The organism is Succiniclasticum sp. (assembly GCF_056977735.1).
In genome coordinates this window covers 45204-64586 of the sequence record NZ_DBMCWA010000003.1, presented here as the reverse complement: position 1 = coordinate 64586, position 19383 = coordinate 45204, and the positions used below count along the sequence as shown (strand labels likewise).

Sequence of the window (19383 nt, the reverse complement as noted above, 5' to 3'; positions counted from 1 at the left end):
CTGCTCACAATCAGGCGCCTTTTTTCGTACCGAGAAAGGGCTTGATCCGTATGAAAAAACTCTGTAAAAAAACAGCGGCAACGTTTTTTGCCGCCACATTGCTTTCCACAGTACCGGTCTCCGCTTTTGCAGCGGATCCATTACCCCAGCGTTATTCTTCCGCGGACACCGTCTGGGTGCTGCTGGGAGCCGCGCTGGTCTTTTTTATGCAGCCGGGCTTTGCCATGTGCGAGACAGGCCTGACCCGGGCTAAAAACGCCGGTAATATCGTCATGAAGAACGTCATGGATTTTGCATTGGGTACGCCGGCTTTCTGGATCGTCGGCTTCGGGCTCATGTTCGGCACGGACATCGGCGGCTTCATCGGAACGCCGGACTTTTTCGTGACGAAATTCACGTTGGGGGAAGACGCGGGGTATCCGGTCATGGCTTTCCTCATTTTCCAGACTGTTTTTTGCGCCACAGCGGCTACCATAGTCTCGGGTTCTATGGCAGAGCGGACCAAGTTCTCTTCATACTGCATTTACAGCATTCTGATCAGTTTATTCATCTACCCCGTTTCCGGACACTGGATCTGGGGCGGCGGCTGGCTGGCCCAGATGGGGTTCCACGATTTTGCCGGTTCTACCGCCGTACACATGGTAGGCGGCGTATGCGCCTGCATCGGCGCATACCTGCTGGGTCCCCGCATCGGCAAATATAACGCGGACGGTTCCGTCAACGCCATTCCCGGACACAGCCTGCCTCTGGCCACCCTGGGGGTATTTATCCTCTGGTTTGCCTGGTTCGGGTTCAACGGCTGTTCCACTGTCAGCCTGACCGGGGACGAAGCGATCCTGTCCGCTGCCCATATTTTTATGACCACCAACATGGCCGCTGCCATTGCGACCTGTACCGTGATGTTTTTTACCTGGTTCCGTTACGGCAAACCGGATGTATCCATGACCCTGAACGGCGCGTTGGCCGGTCTGGTCGCCATCACCGCAGGCTGTGACCTCGTGACCGTACCCGGCGCCTTTCTGATTGGGATCGTCGCCGGCATCTCCGTTGTCTGCTCCATTGAATTCATCGACCAGAAACTGAAGATCGACGACCCCGTAGGCGCCATTTCCGTGCATGGTGTATGCGGCGCCCTGGGGACCGTCCTAACCGGATTACTGGCGGAAAAAGAAGGCTGGCTCTACTGCGGCGACCCGCACTTCTTCCTCACACAGGTCACCGGCGTAGCCTCTGTTATTCTGTACGTAGCCGTTGCAGCGTTCATCGTATTTAAAACAATCAAATCCACCGTAGGCCTCCGGGTCACAGCCAAAGAAGAAATTGCCGGGTTGGACTTTGAAGAACACGGCCTTCCCTCTGCCTATGCGGATTTCATGCCGGCGCCGGAACATATCGTTGATACATCGGCCATACCTGCAGAACCGGATCCGGTTCTGAGCCCGCAGCGGGAAATCGCGCCGTCCGTTCCCGGGCTGCATCCCGTCACGCCCGACGGGCATGCCTATTCGTTGGTCACCATCATCACTTCCAAAGAACGGTTCCTGCCTCTGAAAAATGCACTGGAGAAAATCGGCATCACCGGCATGACAGTAACGGAAGTACACGGCTACGGCCTGCAGAAAGGCCATGCGGAAATGTACCGGGGCGCCTCCGTCGTTTCCCGCCTGCTGCCCAAAATCCGTCTGGACATCGTGGTCTCCGCCATCTCGCCCCGTATTATCATCGAAGTCGCCAAACAGGTTCTATACACCGGTAAATACGGGGATGGGAAGATTTTCGTTTCCACGATTGACAACGTGATCAAGATCCGCACCGGGGAAGAGGGCTTCGATGCGTTACAGGACTACCCGCTGTAAAAGAGAGTTTGACTTTTCGCACGCCCCGTGGTAAAGTATCGTTGTAGATGTCAAAGCAGACAAAGACCTCGCGTCTTTGCCTGCTTTTTTATTTTGGGAAATGCTGATTAATTCGTCTGCAGGCAGCAGAAACCGCAAGGCGGATAGTCTGTCAGTCTGCGGACGGTTCGGACAGAAAGAAGCGTGCAACATGGATAAAGTGAAAGAAGAATGCGGCGTTTTCGGTATTTTGGATCCGGAGGGCGGCAGTGTAGCCCACTCCATCTATTACGGGCTCACGGCGCTGCAGCACCGGGGACAGGAAGCCTGCGGCATCGTAACCTCCGATACGAGCGGACCGGTGGGGAATTATCACTGCCGCAAGAACGCCGGGCTGGTCAGTGAAGTCTTCCATGAAAACAGTCTGGAAAGCCTGCCGGGCAATCTGGGCATCGGGCATGTGCGTTACTCCACCACCGGCGGTTCCCGTCCGGAGAACGCCCAGCCGCTGGCCATTTCCTATATAAAAGGGACGCTGGCGTTAGCCCACAACGGAAACCTGGTAAACACGGCCGACCTGAAATGGGAGCTGGTCCGGAACGGCGCCGTGTTCCACACCACCACCGATTCGGAAGTCATCGCCTTTTACCTTGCCAGAGAACGCGTCCATACCCAAACGATACAGGAAGCGGTGCTGGCTACCGCCCGGAAATTATCCGGGGCTTATACGCTGGTCATCATGAGTCCCCAGAAACTGATCGGTCTGCGGGATCCCTACGGCTTAAAGCCTCTTTGTCTGGGGAAACGGGGCCAGGCGTACATACTGGCTTCGGAAAGCTGCGCCCTGTCCGCCGTGGATGCGGAATTCATCCGCGATGTGGAACCGGGGGAAATGGTAACCCTGTCGGAAAAAGGCATAGAATCGGACCGTTCCCTGCAAACGGGAAGATGCGCCCACTGCATCTTTGAATATATCTATTTTTCCCGACTGGACAGCAGGCTGGACGGCATCAACGTATATGACGCCCGTATCGCCGCCGGAAGGTCTCTGGCCCGGTCCCACCCCGTAGCAGCCGACCTGGTGACCGGTGTGCCGGAATCCGGTCTGCCTGCCGCCAAAGGCTTTGCCTTAGAGTCAGGCATTCCTTTCGGCTTCGCATTTTATAAGAACTCATACATCGGCAGAACCTTCATCAAGCCCTCCCAGGCCGAACGGGAAAGCGGCGTCCACCTGAAGCTCAGCGTGCTGGCCGCAACGGTAAAGGGAAAACGCATCATACTGGTGGACGACTCCATCGTCCGGGGCACCACCATGAAAAACCTGGTACAGATGCTGAAAGAAGCCGGCGCCACCGAAGTGCACGTCCGCATCAGTTCCCCGCCCTTCCGCCACCCCTGCTATTTCGGCACGGACGTCCCCTCTGAAGAGGAACTGATCGCCAACCGGCTTTCCATGGACGGAATCTGCCGGATGCTGGGCGCGGATTCCCTGGGCTATCTGGACCTGAAAGCCCTGCCGGAAATGGTAAAAGGCCTTCCCATCTGCAGCGGCTGCTTTGACAACAACTATCCGATGGAGATACCGGAACCAAAACCGTTTCCCTTCTGGTGCGGGGAATGAAACCCGTCGGCATCCCGGGACATCGACATTTATGGTATAATATAAACAACGATCCATATAAATACATTGGACAGGATGGAATTACCAGTATGACTTCATTACTTACACAGGAACAATGGGATATCCTGGACGGCATGCGTAGCAACCTGGGACTGGCCGCCGACCTGGCCCAGGCCAAGGTCTCACTGATCCTGCCCCTGGACCGCAGCCGGCAGCTCTGCGCTTCTGTAGCGAAACTGCCGGGTAAACGAAAAGCGAAAGCAGGAGGAGAGATTTGCTTTTTAAGTGTCTTCGACCAGGCAGAACCCCTCACCCGCTCGGAAAACACGGAACCGGAAGAGATGACCCGGGCCGCAGATGAACCGCTGATGACCCAGGCGCTGGCAGAGAACACCGTCACCGAGGGTTTCCGGGAAGTTGCGCCGGGCCAGTTCGCCCGGCTGAAGGTCTATCCGGTCTGCGACGGGACGAACCGCTGCTTCGCGGCCGCCGCCTTTGAAGACCGGGAAGCCGATGTGGTATTCTGGGACGCCACCATGGACTTTCTGCACGGCAGTAAAACAGACTATGCCTCTAACAGCTGCTACCGCCGCCTGTCCAGTATCGACGGGCTGGTACTGGTGAACGCCAAAGACGGGCTGATTCTGGCAGCCAATAACGCTGCCCGGCATATTTACCGGGTACTGGGTGTCGGGCACCTGGTAGGCCGGCGAACCAGCAGTGAAGAAATTAACTGGAACGGCATCGACAACGTTTTGTACACAGGCATGGCCGAAGAACAGGAACTGCAGAAGAAAGGCCTGTTCCTGGATTTCCGTTTTATCCCGCTGCATGCGGCCGGAAGCATTGAGCGCATCATTGTAGTTATCGAAGACGTGACCCAGCTGAAGCTGAAGGACGAGGAACTGCGGGTAAAGGCTGCGGTGATCCGGGAGATCCATCACCGGGTCAAGAACAACCTGCAGACCATCGCCAGCCTGCTGCGGCTGGAGCAGCGCCGGGCAGCCTCAGAAGAAACAAAGGTCGTGCTGCGGGATTCCATCAACCGGATTAGCAGCATTGCGCTGGTACACGAGTACCTGTCCGGGCAGGGAACGGAACTGGTGGACATCAACGAACTGGGCAACGGCGTGTACCGCACGGTCATGAGCAGCATGAAAACGCCGGACCTGGAACTGGAAATGAAATTTTCCGCAGATAACCTGCGATTACCCTCCCAGCAGGCGGCCAGCCTGGCCCTGGTGCTGAACGAATTATTGCAAAACGCGCTGGAGCACGGGTTTGAAAACCGGAAAAAGGGAACGCTGACAGCTACCATCAGCCGGCTGGAGGAAGACGGAGGGAACCGGGAAAAACTCCAGGGCAAGGCAGCAGAAGCTGTACCCTATGCCGGCAGCGCCAAAAAGGAAAACGACGACCGGTTGCTTCTGCTGGTAACAGATGACGGCGTGGGCCTGCCTGCCGGTTTTGACCTGCAGAAAACCAAAAGCCTGGGCCTCAAGATCGTGCAGACAGTCGTGCAGTCCGATTTAAAGGGAACGTTTACGCTGGAGCCCCGTACCGACGGAAGCGGCACCGTGGCCAGGGTGGTCATCCATATATAATTGAATGGATAAAACAGAGTCAGACTTGCGTTACAGTCCGGCAGAGACAGACCACATAGAAAGTAGATAGTTCCAGAAATATAAATATCTGATTTGTTTCGTATTGGGTTATGGAGAGGTTGTATTGTGTAATGGAGGGGTCAGAGTGGTAAAACCGTTAAAGATACTGATTGCGGATGACGAAGCATTGCTGCGCCTGGACCTGCGGGAAATGCTGGAAGAAGCGGGACACACCGTCGCAGGCGAAGCGGAAAACGGAAAAATCGCGGTAAGCCTTGCGGAACGGGAACGGCCGGACCTGGTCATCATGGATGTGAAAATGCCGGAGATGGACGGACTGGAAGCCGCCAAGCTCATCGGAGAAGCAAAACTGGCCCCGGTGCTGCTGCTCACCGCCTACAGCCAGCAGGAGATCGTACAGGAAGCAACCAATTCCGGCGTGTTCGCCTATTTGGTAAAACCGGTCCGGGAAGAGGAACTGTTTCCCGCCATTGAGATAGCCATCAGCCGTTTTGCCGCCTTCCAGCGGTTAAACGCCGCACTGGACAAGGCAAAGGACGATCTGGAGACCCGGAAGCTGCTGGACCGGGCCAAGGGCATCCTGATGGATCAGTATAAATTTACAGAAAAAGATGCCTTCCAAGCCATGCAAAAGCTCAGCATGGATCGCCGGCTTTCCCTGAAGGCAGTGGCCAAAGCCGTGATTGCCAGCGCAGAGATACACGAAAAGGAAACGGGAAAAAAGAAAAGCAGAAAATGAATTTTTATTCATGATTTATTTGACAAAGCCCTGGTAACAGTGTTACAATTTTATAGATAACAAAGGCGTTCTTTGCCGTGCCCTTTTGCGTACGGCAAGGAGCGCCTTTATTTTGTCGGGCCGCGGACTGTTGGGCTTTTCTTTTATGTTTTTTGCAGCGAAGGCTGTCAGCTCTTCTCCGAATGAAACCGGCCCGGGAAGAAATGAAATCGAGGCTACTATTATGGCAATCAACTTCAACCGAAAGATCCTTCTGGAAGACGGGAAGGAGTACTACGGCTACGGCTTCGGCGCATCCGGGGACAAGGTGCTGGAAATCGTCTTCAATACTTCTATGGTTGGCTATCAGGAGATCCTTTCGGATCCCTCCTACACGGATCAGGCCGTGGTGATGACCTATCCGCTGATTGGCAACTACGGCATGGCGGAAGAGGATTACGAGTCTGCGCACCCCAGTATCGGGGCGCTGATCGTACGGGAATACAACGATGAGCCTTCCAACTTCCGCAGCGCGGCGACCCTGGGGGAGGTTATGAAGAAATACGGTATTGTGGGCGTCTGGGGCGTGGATACCCGCAAACTGAACCGGAGCATCCGGGACTTCGGCAGCCGCAGGGCGCTGATAACCGATGCCGCCACCCCGCGGGAAAAAGGACTGAACGTGTTGAAAGAAAGCAGCCTCCCCACCGATGCCGTTTCCCGGGTAAGCCGGAAAACCCCGGAGGAATTCCCGGCAGAGCAGGCGCGTTTCCATGTAGCCGCCATCGACTGCGGCATGAAGCAGAACATCGTCCGTTCCCTGAATAAGCGAGGCTGCAGCGTGACAATCGTCCCCTGGGATACCACGGCAGAAACGATCCGGTCACTGCAACCGGACGGCGTCTTCATTTCCAACGGGCCCGGGGACCCTACCGACGTGCCCCAGACCATCGAAACGATCCGGCAGCTGCTGGGAACCGTTCCCATCTTCGGTATCTGCCTGGGCCACCAGATCATCTCCCTGGCCTACGGCGCCAGAACCTACAAGCTGAAGTTCGGGCACCGGGGCGGCAACCATCCGGTGAAAAATCTGGAGACCGGCAAAATCGAAATCACCTCCCAGAACCATTCCTACGCGGTGGACACGGACAGCCTCGCCCATACGCCCCTGCAGGTAACCCACGTGAACCTGCTGGACCAGACGGTAGAAGGTGTAAAATGCGAAAAAGACCGGGTGTTCAGCGTCCAGTACCATCCGGAAAGCGCCCCCGGCCCACAGGACAGCGCCTACCTCTTCGACCGCTTTATCCACATGATGGAGGAAGGGGGTACGCACCATGCCTAAAAGAGCAGATATTAAAAAAGTACTCGTCATCGGCTCCGGCCCTATCGTCATCGGGCAGGCCGCCGAGTTTGACTATGCAGGCACCCAGGCCTGCCTGGCCCTGAAAGAAGAAGGCTATCAGGTCATCCTCTGCAACTCCAACCCGGCCACCATCATGACCGATACCAGCATGGCCGATAAAGTGTACATGGAACCCCTGACCCTGGAATATATTGCCAAGATCATCCGCTTTGAGCGGCCCGACGCCATCCTGCCGGGCATCGGCGGCCAGACGGGCCTGAACCTGGCCATGCAGCTTGAAAAGAAAGGCATCCTGGCAGAGTGCCGGGTAGAACTGCTGGGAACGGACAGCCGTTCCATCGAACAGGCGGAAGACCGGGAACTGTTCAAGGAACTCTGTGAGTCCTTAGGGGAACCGGTGCTGCCTTCCGATATCGCAGGTACCGTGGAAGACGGCCTGCACGTCGCGGAAAAGATTGGTTACCCGGTCATCCTGCGCCCTGCCTTTACCCTGGGGGGCACCGGCGGCGGCTTTGCGGACAATGAAACAGAGTTCGTGCCTCTGATGAAACACGCCCTGGAGCTTTCTCCCGTCCGGGAAGTGCTGATTGAGAAAAGCATCAAGGGCTTTAAGGAAATCGAATACGAAGTGATGCGGGATAAGAACGATACCGCCATCACCATCTGCAACATGGAGAACCTGGACCCGGTGGGCATCCACACCGGGGATTCCATCGTGGTCTGCCCGTCCCAGACCCTGACCAACAAGGAATACCACATGCTGCGGGACAGCGCCCTGAAAATCATACGGGCGCTGAAAATCGAAGGCGGGTGCAACGTCCAGTTCGCCCTGGACCCCAACTCCTTCCAGTACTATTTAATCGAAGTCAACCCCCGTGTCTCCCGTTCCTCCGCCCTGGCTTCCAAGGCCAGCGGTTACCCTATCGCCCGGGTCTCCGCCAAAATCGGAATCGGCATGACCCTGGATGAGATACAGATCGCCAACACCCCCGCCTCCTTTGAACCCGCGCTGGATTACGTAGTGACCAAACTGCCCCGCTTCCCCTTCGATAAATTCGCCGACGCCAACAACGCCCTGTCCACCCAGATGAAAGCCACCGGGGAAGTGATGAGCATCGGCCGGACCTTTGAGGAAAGCCTGCTGAAAGGCATCCGTTCCCTGGAAATCGGCGCTTTTCATATTCATCTGCGCAAGTTCGATACCATGAGCCGGGAAGAACTCCTTGCGTACATCCGCATCGGCACGGACGACCGGATCTACGCCATCGCCCAACTGTTCCGCCTGGGCTGCGACGTGGACTCCATAGCTGGAGAGACGGCCATCGACCGGTTCTTCCTCCGCAAAATCCGGAATATCGTGACAATGGAAGACGAAATCCGCAACCACCCCGACGACATCCCCACACTGCGGGATGCCAAGAAACACGGCTTCTCCGATAAAGAAATCGGCCTGCTATGGAACAAAACCGAAACAGCGATTTATCGTTTCAGACAACAAAGTAACGTCAGACCGACATATAAAATGATTGACACCTGCGCTTCCGAATTTGAAAGCTATATCCCCTACTTCTATTCTACCTACGAAGAGGAAAACGAGTCCCGTGTTTCGGATAAAAAGAAGATCGTAGTGCTGGGTTCCGGGCCTATCCGTATCGGCCAGGGGGTGGAGTTCGATTACTCCACGGTCCACGCGGTGCAGACCATCCAGAAAGCAGGTTATGAAGCCATCATCATCAACAACAATCCGGAAACGGTCTCCACCGACTACACCTGCTCCGACAAGCTGTACTTCGAGCCCCTCTGCCCGGAAGACGTGATGAACATCATCGAACTGGAACAGCCGGAAGGCGTTATCGCCACTTTAGGCGGACAGACAGCCATCAACCTGGCCGGCCCGCTGAAGGAACGGGGCGTGAAGATTATCGGTACGGACTGCGATGCCATCGACCGTGCGGAGAACCGGGACCTGTTTGAAAAGCTGCTGCTGTCCCTGCACATTCCCCAGCCCCGGGGCGAAGCTGTCACCAGCATCGAGGCCGGCATGGACGCGGCCCGCCGCATCGGATACCCCGTGCTGGTGCGTCCCAGCTTTGTGCTGGGGGGCCGGGCCATGCAGATCGTGGGCAAGGAAAAGGATATGCACGACTATCTGAAAACCGCGGTGGAGGTGGACGAAGACAAACCCGTGCTGGTAGATAAATACATCCGGGGCAAGGAAGTGGAAGTGGATGCGGTTTGCGACGGGGAGCACGTGTTCGTGCCCGGCATCATGGAACTGGTAGAACGGACCGGCGTCCATTCCGGCGATTCCATCAGCGTATATCCTTCCTACAGCCTGTCCGAAAAGGTGAAGGAAACCATACTGGATTATACGGAGAAGCTTGGTTTGGGCATCGGCATCAAAGGGCTGTTCAACATCCAGTTCATCGTGGACGCCAACGAACAGGTCTATATTATTGAAGTAAACCCACGGTCTTCCCGGACCGTCCCCTTCTTATCCAAGGCCACCGGTTACAGTCTGGCGGACATCGGCACCCTGGCTATTTTAGGGGTATCTCTGCGGGAACAGGGTATCACCGAACGGTATCCGAAAGAAAAAACCCGGTATTATGTGAAGTGCCCCACCTTCTCTTTCTCCAAACTCCGGGGCATGGACGCCTATCTTTCGCCGGAAATGAAGTCTACCGGGGAAGCCATCGGCTACGACGATAAGCTGCACCGGGCCGCCTTCAAGGCCCTAATCGCCTCCGGTCTGACCCTGAAAAATTACGGCGCCATCGTTGTCAGCGTGGCAGACGAAGACAAGGAAGAAACCATTCCGCTGATCCGCCGCTTCTACAACATGGGCTTCAACATCGAGGCCAGCACCCTGACAGGAGAAGTGCTGCGGGAGCACGGCATCCGCACCCGGATCCGGCACAAACCCAGTGAGGGCAGCGAAGAGATACTGGACTCGATTCGTGCCGGCTACGTGAGCTATGTAATCAACACCCGGGCCATCCTCTCCGGCGTCCACTACGGCGACGGCGTAGCCATCCGCCGGGTAGCCGCCCAGAACAATGTGGTGATGCTCACCTCCCTGGACACCGTCCGCATGCTGCTGGATGTGCTGGAAGAAGTGACCATGGGGATTTCGACGATTGACGCAAAATAATAATGAAAAACCAGCGGCGGGAAAGACTGCACAAAACATCGGGAACATTTGCGTAATTTCATGAGACGAAATGAGCCGGCTGTGGCGAGACTGTTTGAGGAGCGAAGCTCCGAGTTTCGAAGCCACAGGCGAATGAGTCCATGAAATAGCAAACGGGCACGGTTTTGTGCAGTCTTTCCCGCCGCTGGTTTTTCATTTAACTACCATGATTCTATCGCCTCTAAGTCTATAAAATCCAGTAGCAAATTCTATACGCCCAAACACAAAAAAAATCGACAACACTGCCGGGATGCGTCTTCCCGGCAGCATTGTCCAAACAAAGGAAAGGTAAAAAAATGTAAGAGAGAGTCTTTATTGTGATGCTATGTTCAGCTGTTGATGCCGAACAGCAGATCACCGTAGGTCGGATATGGCAGGTACTCCTTGCCCAGCAGCACTTCCACCCCGTCTCCGCTACTGCGGAGCGCTTCCATGGCCGCCAGCACTTTGTTGTGATACACGGCGCTGGCCTTTTTCTGGTCTTCGATGGCTTCTGCTTTGGCCAGTTCTTTCGCCAGGGTTTCGCCGTCTTTATACATAGCCGCTGTGGCGTCCTGCAGCTTTTTCAAAAACGCCACGTCCGGTTTCAGCCCCAGCGCCTTCTCGTTCAGGGCGGTTTCGGACAGGTCTTTCAGGTATTTTTTGGCAGCCGGCAGCAGGTCTTTATGCAGCATATCCAGCATGGTCAGGGCTTCAATGTTCAGGGTCTTGTTGTACAGTTCGTACTGGATCTCGCAGCGGGACAGCACTTCCGTCTTGGTAAAGATGCCGTGCTTCACCACCAGGTCCACGTTCTTCTTGCTGGTCATGCAGGCCAGGGCTTCCGGCGTGGATTTATTGTTGTACAGTCCGCGCTTTGCCGCTTCTTCCACCCAGGCGTCGGTGTAGCCGTTGCCGTTGAACACGATGCGCTTGTGATCCAGGTAGATTTCTTTTACCAGTTTTTTCACGGCGGCGTCCAGTTCTTCCGGCACGGTGCCTTCCAGCTTATCCGCCACCCACTCCAGTTCTTCTGCCACAATAGTGTTCAGGTAGGCGTTGGGACAGGCCAGGCTGGCCTGGGAACCTGCCATGCGGAATTCAAACTTGTTACCGGTAAAGGCAAAGGGAGACGTCCGGTTGCGGTCCGTGTTATCTTTGCTTACTGCGGCCAGGGTGTTGCCGCTGAGTTTCATCTGGATATGACCGTTGGTTTTATACTCCTGCCCGGAAGCAATGGCTTCCAACACCCCGGTGAGTTCTGTACCCAGGAAGATGCTGACGATGGCCGGCGGCGCTTCGTTGGCGCCCAGACGGTGATCGTTGCCCGCGCTGGCCACGGTACCACGCAGCACATCCTGATATTCATCGATACCTTTGATGATGGCCGCCAGGAACAGCAGGAACTGGTTGTTGTGATACGCGTCGCTGCCGGGATCCAGCAGGTTTTTCCCTTCCAGGGTGGAGAGGGACCAGTTGTTGTGCTTGCCGCTGCCGTTCACGCCGTCAAAAGGCTTTTCGTGAAGCAGGCAGACCATGCCGTGCTTTAAGGCGATGCGTTTCATAAATTCCATGGTCAGCTGGTTGTAGTCGCAGGCCAGGTTCACGGACGTGTATACGGGCGCCAGTTCATGCTGGGCGGGGGCGACTTCGTTATGTTCTGTTTTAGCCGGAATGCCCAGTTTCCACAGTTCTTCGTCCAGTTCTGCCATGAAGGCCTTCACCCGGGGTTTGATGGCGCCGAAATAATGGTCTTCCATCTCCTGCCCTTTGGGCGGCCTAGCCCCGAACAGGGTGCGGCCCGCAAAAACCAGGTCCTTCCGTTTTTCCCACATGGCCTTGTCTACCAGGAAATACTCCTGTTCCGGACCCACGTTGGTGATGACTTTTTCTGTATGTATGCCGAGAATCGCCAGCAGCCGTCTGGCCGCTTCGCTTAATACGGCGATGGAGCGCAGCAGAGGCGTCTTCTTGTCCAGTACGTCCCCGGTATAGGAGCAGAACGCGGTGGGAATGTACAGACATTCGTCTTTGATAAAAGCGTAGCTGGTAGGATCCCAAGCGGTGTAACCGCGGGCTTCAAAGGTGGCGCGCAGGCCGCCGGAGGGAAAGCTGGAAGCGTCCGGTTCGCTCTGGATCAGATCCTTGCCAGAGAAGTCCATAATGACCCGGCCGTCCGCCGCGGGGGCGATAAAGCTGTCGTGCTTTTCCGCCGTAATCCCTGTCATGGGCTGGAACCAGTGGGTGAAATGGGTGCAGCCGTTTTCCAGCGCCCAGTCTTTCATGGCATACGCCATCATATCGGCCAGTTCCCTTGTCAGGGGCAGGCCCTCTTCCACCATCTTGCGGAACGTGCGGAAGGTTTTGGCCGGAAGCCGGTCCTTCATCACCCGTTCATTAAACGTCAGACTGCCAAATAATTTCGGGACATTAACCATGTTCGCCTCTCCTTTCTGTGCCGGGAACCGCCTTACACACAACCGGACAACCCGGTGGTTCTGTTTCCTGTTCCGGCGTTCCTGGCTATATACGCTTATGCAAGTCTTCTGTCCACAGCCCGGGGCAGCCGCTTCTGCCCCCTCATTACGCAGAAATAACGCGGCTGTCGGACTGCTTCCGGAACAACATGTTCCTCAACATAAATAAGATGAATGCAACGTTGGGATATGAGTCAAAACGCAATGCAGCTGCATTTGCGCAGCCTCTATTCAACCGTTACCGACTTGGCCAGATTTTTCGGTTTGTCGATATCGCAGCCGTTTTCCCTGGCCACGTAATAGGCCAGCAGCTGCAACGGTACAATTTCCACCACTGCGGAAAACAGGGCGTCAATCTTCGGGATAAACAGCAGGTCATCGGCAACGGAAACGATCTTCTGATTGTTCCGGAAGGTCAGGGCCAGCACTTCCGCGCCCCGGGACTTCACTTCCACGATATTGCTCAGGGTCTTTTCCATGATAGCGGGATTGCCGCACAAGGCAATGACAGGCTGGTGCTCTTCTATCAGGGCGATGGTCCCGTGCTTTAACTCCCCTGCCGCGTAGGCTTCCGCATGCAGATAGGATATTTCTTTCATCTTCAGCGCGCCCTCCAGGGCGATAGCGTAATCCGTGTTCCTTCCAATAAAGAACAGGGATTTGCTGGCGTGATACTTCTTCGCCAGCGCAGGAATCGATGCGTTCAGGTCAAAGGCCTGCTGGATCTGCCGTGGCAGCGCCTGCAGGGCAGTCAGCAGTTTCCGGTCTTCGCCTTCCGTACGTCCCAGCTGTCCCGCAAAATAGACGGCCAGTAAATACAGCACCGTCACCTGGGTGGTATAGCCTTTCGTAGTGGCCACGGCAATTTCCGGGCCGGCCCAGGTGTATACGGTATAATCCGCCAGCTTGGCCACGGTGCTGCCAACTACATTGACCACCGCCAGCGTCCTGGCTCCTTTAGCCTTGCATTCCTTCAGGGCCGCAATGGTGTCCGCCGTTTCCCCGGACTGGGATATCACAATGACCAGCGTCCGGTTATCAATGAGGGGGTCGCTGTAGCGCAGTTCGCTGGCCAGCACCACTTCCACCGGAATGCGGCACAGCTTTTCGATGGCATATTTCCCGGCGCAGCCCGCATAATAGGCCGAACCGCAGGCGGTAATGATGATCTTGCGGATTTCCCCGATTTCAGAAGCGGTTAAGCCCAGTTCTTCAAATACGACCTTCCCCTCTTTGATCCGGGGCGCAATGGTCGCCTTCACCGCGCCGGGCTGTTCCATGATTTCCTTCAGCATGAAATGCTCATAGCCGCCCTTTTCCGCCGCCTGCACATCCCACAAGATGCGGGTAACCTTCTTCCGGATTTCCTGACCGGTACAGTCAAATATCTTGATGGTTTCGCAGGAGAGTTCCGCGAATTCGCCGTCTTCCAGATAAATCACGTTGCGGGTGTGGTTCACCAGCGCCGTCACATCGGAAGCGAAATAGTTCTCCCCGATGCCGACCCCCAGGATCAGCGGGCTGGCTTCCCGGACTGCGTAAATCCTGCCCGGTTCTTCCGAACAGATGACGCCCAGCGCGTAGGAACCCTGCAGACGGTTCGTCGTCTTCAGCAACGCCTTCCGCATGTTGCCCCGGTAATACATTTCTATCAGATGGACGATGACTTCCGTGTCGGTTTCGCTTTCAAAATGGTAGCCGTCACGAATCAGTTCGTCCCGTAACTGCATATAGTTTTCGATGATGCCGTTGTGTACCACCGCAAAACGGCCGTCATTGCTCAGATGGGGGTGTGCGTTTTCTTCCGTAGGCGCCCCATGGGTAGCCCAACGGGTGTGGCCGATCCCTGTCGACCCGGGCACGCCTGCCCCGTCCCGAGTTTTCTCGCACAAATTCGCGATGCGCCCCGTCACCTTGCTCACGGTAATCTTCTGTCCGTCCATGACGGCAATGCCTGCCGAATCATAGCCCCGGTATTCCAGCTTTTTCAAGCCGTCCAGCAGGAGCGGCGCGGCGCTTTGCGCACCGGTAAATCCAACAATTCCACACATAAAGACTGCCTCCCTGTAATTATTCTCTTTTTCTGTTAATTTATCGTTATATTACCTACATATGCCTGAGCAAACGGAGAAAGAAAAACGTAAAACGACTTTGCCTTATCCATGCAAAAATAAAAAGCAACAAAGACTGACGGATTTACAATCCAATCCACAACGTCTTTGTTGCTTAATTTTTCTACAGTATACTATGTAAGCTCCCGCCTTCTGGCAATGAGCACGTATGCTACCCATCAACCGTGCTAAAACACAAGCTGTTTGTCACAAAAACTTACGCAGCCGCGCCACCGCTTCTTCCGTGGCTTCCCTGCTGGCAAACGCCGTCAGGCGGAACCAGCCTTCCCCTTTACTGCCAAACCCGGAGCCCGGTGTACCTACAATACCCAGCTCCTCCAGCAGGAAATCAAAGAACTCCCAGGATTTCATCCCATTCGGGCACTGCAGCCAGATATACGGCGAATTTGTACCGCCGTAATATAAAATCCCCTTTTCTGCCAGCACTTTGCCAATCAGACGTGCATTCTCCTTATAATATGCCAGATTTTCCCGGCACTGTTTCTGCCCTTCCGGCGTAAAGACCGCTTCCGCAGCCCGCTGTACCACATAGGGAACCCCGTTGAACTTGGTGGTCTGCCGCCGCAGCCACATCTTATTCAACGACAGTTCCTTACCGCTTTTGGTCTTGCGTTTCAACGCCAGGGGCACTACCGTATAGCCGCAACGGGTACCGGTAAATCCCGCCGTTTTGGAAAGGGAGCAAAGCTCAATAGCGCATTCCTTCGCTCCTTCGATCTGGAGAATACTGCGGGGCAGTTCCCCGTCTTTGATAAACGCTTCGTAGGCTGCATCGTACAGAATCACCGCGCCGTTTTGCCGGGCATACGCCACCCACTCTTTGAGCTGCGCTTTGGAATAGGCAGCCCCGGTAGGATTATTGGGGGAGCACAGATAAATGATATCCGCCTTAACGGCCGGATCCGGCATGGGCAGGAACCCGTTCTCCGGCGTTCCCTCCATGAACCGGATCTTTCGTCCCCTCATGCGATTGGTATCCAGGTAGACCGGATAGACCGGATCCGGAACCAGGATCACGTTGGCATCGTCAAAAATATCCGTAATATTGCCGCAGTCGCTTTTCGCACCGTCGCTGATAAAGACCTCGGAAGCTTCCAGCGTAACGCCGAAGCCTGCGTAATACTTCACCAGCGCTTCCTGCAGAAAGCCGTAGCCCTTCTCCGGTCCGTAACCCCGAAAGGTTTCCTTCACGCCCATTTCCGCTGCTGCTTTCTGCATCGCTTCCACTACGACCGGCGCCAGGGGCAGCGTCACGTCGCCGATTCCCAGACGAATGATCTTCTGTTCCGGATGGGCGGCAGAATACGCCGCCACTTTATGCGCCACCTGCGAAAACAGATAACTGTCCTGCAAGGCGGTAAAATTCTCATTGACCCATGCCATGATGTAAAAGGCTCCTTTGCAAATAAAAAAGCAACAAAGAGAAACGGATAAAACAATCCGCAACCTCTTTGTTGCTTATGGAGTTATTATAATACCCCGTAACCGTTTTGTAAAGAAGAAATTTGGAAATTTACTCAGGCAGTACGGCTTCTTCCGGCTTATTCGTCAGCCCCAGCTTCTTCAGCATTTCCATGTCGCTGGCAATCGTCGCAGCGCCGGCCGTGGTCAGCATATTGCCGGTGATGGAAGCGGACGCCCCCCCGGCCGATGACCGTCTCCCCGGACTTCGGCAGAATGCCGCGGCCCGCCCCCAGGCGGATGTTTGCCGTGGGGTTGATGAAACGGAAGATAGCGACCGTACGGGCCACATCTTCCGCAGTAATCTGCGGGGTATCCTGCAGCGGCGTGCCCTTGATCGGCATCAGGGCGTTCAGCGGAATGGACTCAATTCCCAGTTCGGCCAGCGTCAGCGCCATATCGATACGGTCGTCCCAGGTTTCCCCCATGCCGATGATACCGCCGGAGCAAACGCACATGCCTTCTTTTTGGGCAATCTTTATGGTTCGGATCTTATCCTCAAAGGTGTGGGTGGTACAGATATTCGGGAAGTTGCGGCGGGAGGTTTCGATATTATGATGATAGCTGGTAACGCCCGCTTCCTTCAGGCGGCGGAACTGTTCCGCATCAATAAACCCCATGGAAGCGCAAAGTTCGATTTTCAGCTTTGCGTGCATCTCTTTATAGGCTTCAATGGCTTTATCGAAATCTTTGCCTTTTAACGCCCGGCCCGCCGTGACGATAGCAAAGCGGTTCACACCCGCGTCCTGGTTTGCTTTTGCAGCCGCAAAAATCTTGTCTTTCAGCAAAAAGCCGTATTCGTCAATGCCAGTATGGTTGCAGGCGGCCTGGGCGCAGTATTTGCAGTCTTCACTGCAGCGTCCGCTCCGCCCGTTGATGATGGAGCAGAAGTCCACCAGGTTCCCGCAGAAATGCTTCTGCAGTTTGCCGGCACAATCCAGCATTTCTTCCAGATCTGCCGTTAACAGCAGTTCCTTGTCCAGATTTTCACGGGTGATCCGGTACCCTTCCTTAAGTATCTTTTCCGTCAGTTCCGCAATGGTCATAACATGTTGCCTCTTTTCTGTATTTTAGTCAACAAATTCAATGTTAACGTTAACGTAATTATAGTTAACTCAATAGGATTCGTCAACCAAAATTATAAAAAGGAAGCAAAAAGCTGTTGTATCTCGGTCACGTCGCTTGTTTTCGTCAGCGCCAGCTGCAGCTGTATTTTCGCTTTTTGCGGATTCAGCGGACCGGCGGGGATAAAGCCGTTTACCGCCGTCATCGCCTCTGACAGCACCACGATACCGCCGCCGCAAAGGGTAGCAATCACCACCTGCACGCCGGAAGCAACCGTTTCCTTTAACAAGCCCGTCAGTTTTTCCGGCACGCTGCCGTTTCCACAGGCCGCATACACTAAGCCCCTGGCACCGTTCTGCAGGGCTGCCTTCACAAACAGCCCGTCGTCGCCGCCCACATAGCCGTAGATGATCCTCACGTTGGGAAGCTGCGTCAGGTTCTTTACAGAAACAGATCCGCTATGGGTTGGCAACGTACATGCGCCGCTCTCATTCCAGCAGATTTTCTCATCAATCATAACGCCCATCGGGCCCCTTCCCGGAGACTGGAACGCTTCCAACGCATTGACGTTGACTTTTGTAACGGTTTCCGCCCCGTTGATCTGTCCGTTCATCACCACCAGTACGCCGCGCCCTGTTGCGCTTTTATCTGCCGCAACCTGTACAGACTGCCAGATGTTCATGGGACCGTCCGCGCTGATGGCCGTAGCCGGACGCATCTCGCCTGTCAGTACAATGGGTTTGTCCGTCTTTACCGTCAACTGGAGGAAAAACGCCGTTTCTTCCAGGGTATCCGTACCGTGGGTGATCACAATGCCGTCTACATCCTTCCGCTCTGCCGCGGCCTCCACTCGCTCTGCCAGCTGCAGCCAGATTCTTCCTGCATATCTTTACTGTCGATATTGCAAAGCTGCTCGCCGGAAAGGTTCGCCAGCTTATCCAGCCCAGGTACGGAAGCGATGAGCTGTCCAACCGTCAGTTCCCCTGCTTTATAGCCTACCGTGGCCGCCGCCGAAGCCGCCCGCCCGGCGATGGTGCCTCCGGTTGCGATGATGTCCACGTTAGCCTTTCGTTTCATAGTGTTTCAACCTCTTCAAAAAATCAAATATAAAGTTACCAATGGTTTTACGTCTGTTTTATTATACCATATGCCAACCTGATTCAGAAAATGACGCACAAAATACCGGAAAACCGGTATCAGCCTGCTTATGACCGATACCGGATTGCATGATTATCTGTATTATTAAAAGATGACATTCAATTAGCGAAACACATATTATAATAATCTGCTTAAATGAAATACTCGATGGCTTTTTCTTCCGTCAGCTTCGTGCGTGTATCAAACAGCAGCACCGCTTCCCGTTCCGCTTCACTGCCCAATGCGTAAGGAGCCTGCGTTTCCCGGTTAAAATATGAAAAGGGCACGATACGGTTGTAATGGAACGGGTGGTCCGTCGTGTTTTCTATTTCAGTTTCCGCAAGTCCGTCAGGCAGGTAGTAAGGGTCAAACAGATAAACGCGTCCCTCCTTTTCCCCGGTGAGCAGCACATAGTGCTCCCCGTCCAGATACAGCCGTACCACCGCCACGCCGTTCCGGTGCAGCGCGTCCACAAGGGTACTGTGGGCATCCATGCGCACGTCCCTGCCGGAAAGGTAACGGCTTTCTACCGGCAGGATACCGGTCTTGCCCACGCCATCCAGCCAGTTGCTGAGAAACATCACGGCCATGCGGGAGGTGCCGCGTTTCCCCGGCGCGCCGCCGCTGCCGTAGCAATCCAGCGAATACAGCATGATGTTACGGATCAGTTCCGGCGAAATCTCTTCCCGCTGGAACAGGTAATTCAGGGCGTTCAGCAAGGAAGTTGGCCCGCAGTCATATTCCGAAACCTGGTAACGCAATGGGATTTTCATA

11 protein-coding genes and 2 pseudogenes are annotated in these 19383 nt (G+C 55.1%); 6 read left to right on the top strand and 7 right to left on the bottom strand.

Features of this window, described 5'->3' with window-relative positions:
- Nucleotides 1–50 precede the first annotated feature (50 nt).
- The 6 genes from ACZOWY_RS02525 to carB all read left to right on the top strand — a co-directional run bounded on the left by ACZOWY_RS02525 (nt 51) and on the right by carB (nt 10319).
- Nucleotides 51–1856 carry an ammonium transporter gene (locus ACZOWY_RS02525; RefSeq protein WP_484392594.1) on the top strand — a complete coding sequence of 602 codons (1806 nt, stop codon included), beginning with the start codon at nt 51–53 and terminating at the stop codon, nt 1854–1856.
- A gap of 190 nt (nt 1857–2046) precedes the next feature.
- Nucleotides 2047–3456: an amidophosphoribosyltransferase gene (gene purF, locus ACZOWY_RS02520; RefSeq protein WP_484392784.1), complete on the top strand. Its 1410-nt coding sequence runs from the start codon at nt 2047–2049 to the stop codon at nt 3454–3456.
- Between the two features lie 89 nt (nt 3457–3545).
- Nucleotides 3546–5060, top strand: a complete 1515-nt coding sequence (locus ACZOWY_RS02515) for a sensor histidine kinase (RefSeq protein ID WP_484392593.1) — start codon at nt 3546–3548, stop codon at nt 5058–5060.
- Nucleotides 5061–5205: 145 nt separating this feature from the next.
- Nucleotides 5206–5820 (top strand): ANTAR domain-containing response regulator, encoded by a 615-nt coding sequence (locus ACZOWY_RS02510; protein WP_484392592.1) that lies wholly within the window; start codon nt 5206–5208, stop codon nt 5818–5820.
- A gap of 223 nt (nt 5821–6043) precedes the next feature.
- Nucleotides 6044–7144 (top strand): glutamine-hydrolyzing carbamoyl-phosphate synthase small subunit, encoded by a 1101-nt coding sequence (gene carA, locus ACZOWY_RS02505; RefSeq protein WP_484392783.1) that lies wholly within the window; start codon nt 6044–6046, stop codon nt 7142–7144.
- A complete protein-coding gene (gene carB / locus ACZOWY_RS02500; protein ID WP_484392591.1) occupies nt 7137–10319 on the top strand; it encodes a carbamoyl-phosphate synthase large subunit in 3183 nt (1060 codons plus the stop codon). The genes carA and carB overlap by 8 nt, the downstream gene beginning before the upstream one ends.
- A gap of 368 nt (nt 10320–10687) precedes the next feature.
- Here the strand turns inward: carB and ACZOWY_RS02495 are convergent, their stop codons facing one another.
- The 7 genes and pseudogenes from ACZOWY_RS02495 to ACZOWY_RS02465 all read right to left on the bottom strand — a co-directional run bounded on the left by ACZOWY_RS02495 (nt 10688) and on the right by ACZOWY_RS02465 (nt 19382).
- Nucleotides 10688–12775: a glutamine synthetase III family protein gene (locus ACZOWY_RS02495; protein ID WP_484392590.1), complete on the bottom strand. Its 2088-nt coding sequence runs from the start codon at nt 12773–12775 to the stop codon at nt 10688–10690.
- 266 nt (nt 12776–13041) lie between these two features.
- Nucleotides 13042–14865, bottom strand: coding sequence for a glutamine--fructose-6-phosphate transaminase (isomerizing) (glmS, locus tag ACZOWY_RS02490; protein ID WP_484392589.1), 1824 nt, complete (start codon nt 14863–14865; stop codon nt 13042–13044).
- Nucleotides 14866–15132: 267 nt separating this feature from the next.
- A complete protein-coding gene (locus ACZOWY_RS02485) occupies nt 15133–16329 on the bottom strand; it encodes an LL-diaminopimelate aminotransferase (RefSeq protein WP_484392588.1) in 1197 nt (398 codons plus the stop codon).
- Nucleotides 16330–16459: 130 nt separating this feature from the next.
- A pseudogene (gene bioB / locus ACZOWY_RS02480) lies at nt 16460–17453 on the bottom strand (biotin synthase BioB).
- 92 nt (nt 17454–17545) lie between these two features.
- Nucleotides 17546–17989 (bottom strand): hypothetical protein, encoded by a 444-nt coding sequence (locus ACZOWY_RS02475; RefSeq protein ID WP_484392782.1) that lies wholly within the window; start codon nt 17987–17989, stop codon nt 17546–17548.
- A 30-nt stretch (nt 17990–18019) separates the two neighbouring features.
- Nucleotides 18020–18549: pseudogene (locus tag ACZOWY_RS02470) on the bottom strand (asparaginase); the annotation flags it as partial.
- A 212-nt stretch (nt 18550–18761) separates the two neighbouring features.
- Nucleotides 18762–19382, bottom strand: coding sequence for a C39 family peptidase (locus tag ACZOWY_RS02465; RefSeq protein WP_484392587.1), 621 nt, complete (start codon nt 19380–19382; stop codon nt 18762–18764).
- Nucleotide 19383 lies beyond the last annotated feature (1 nt).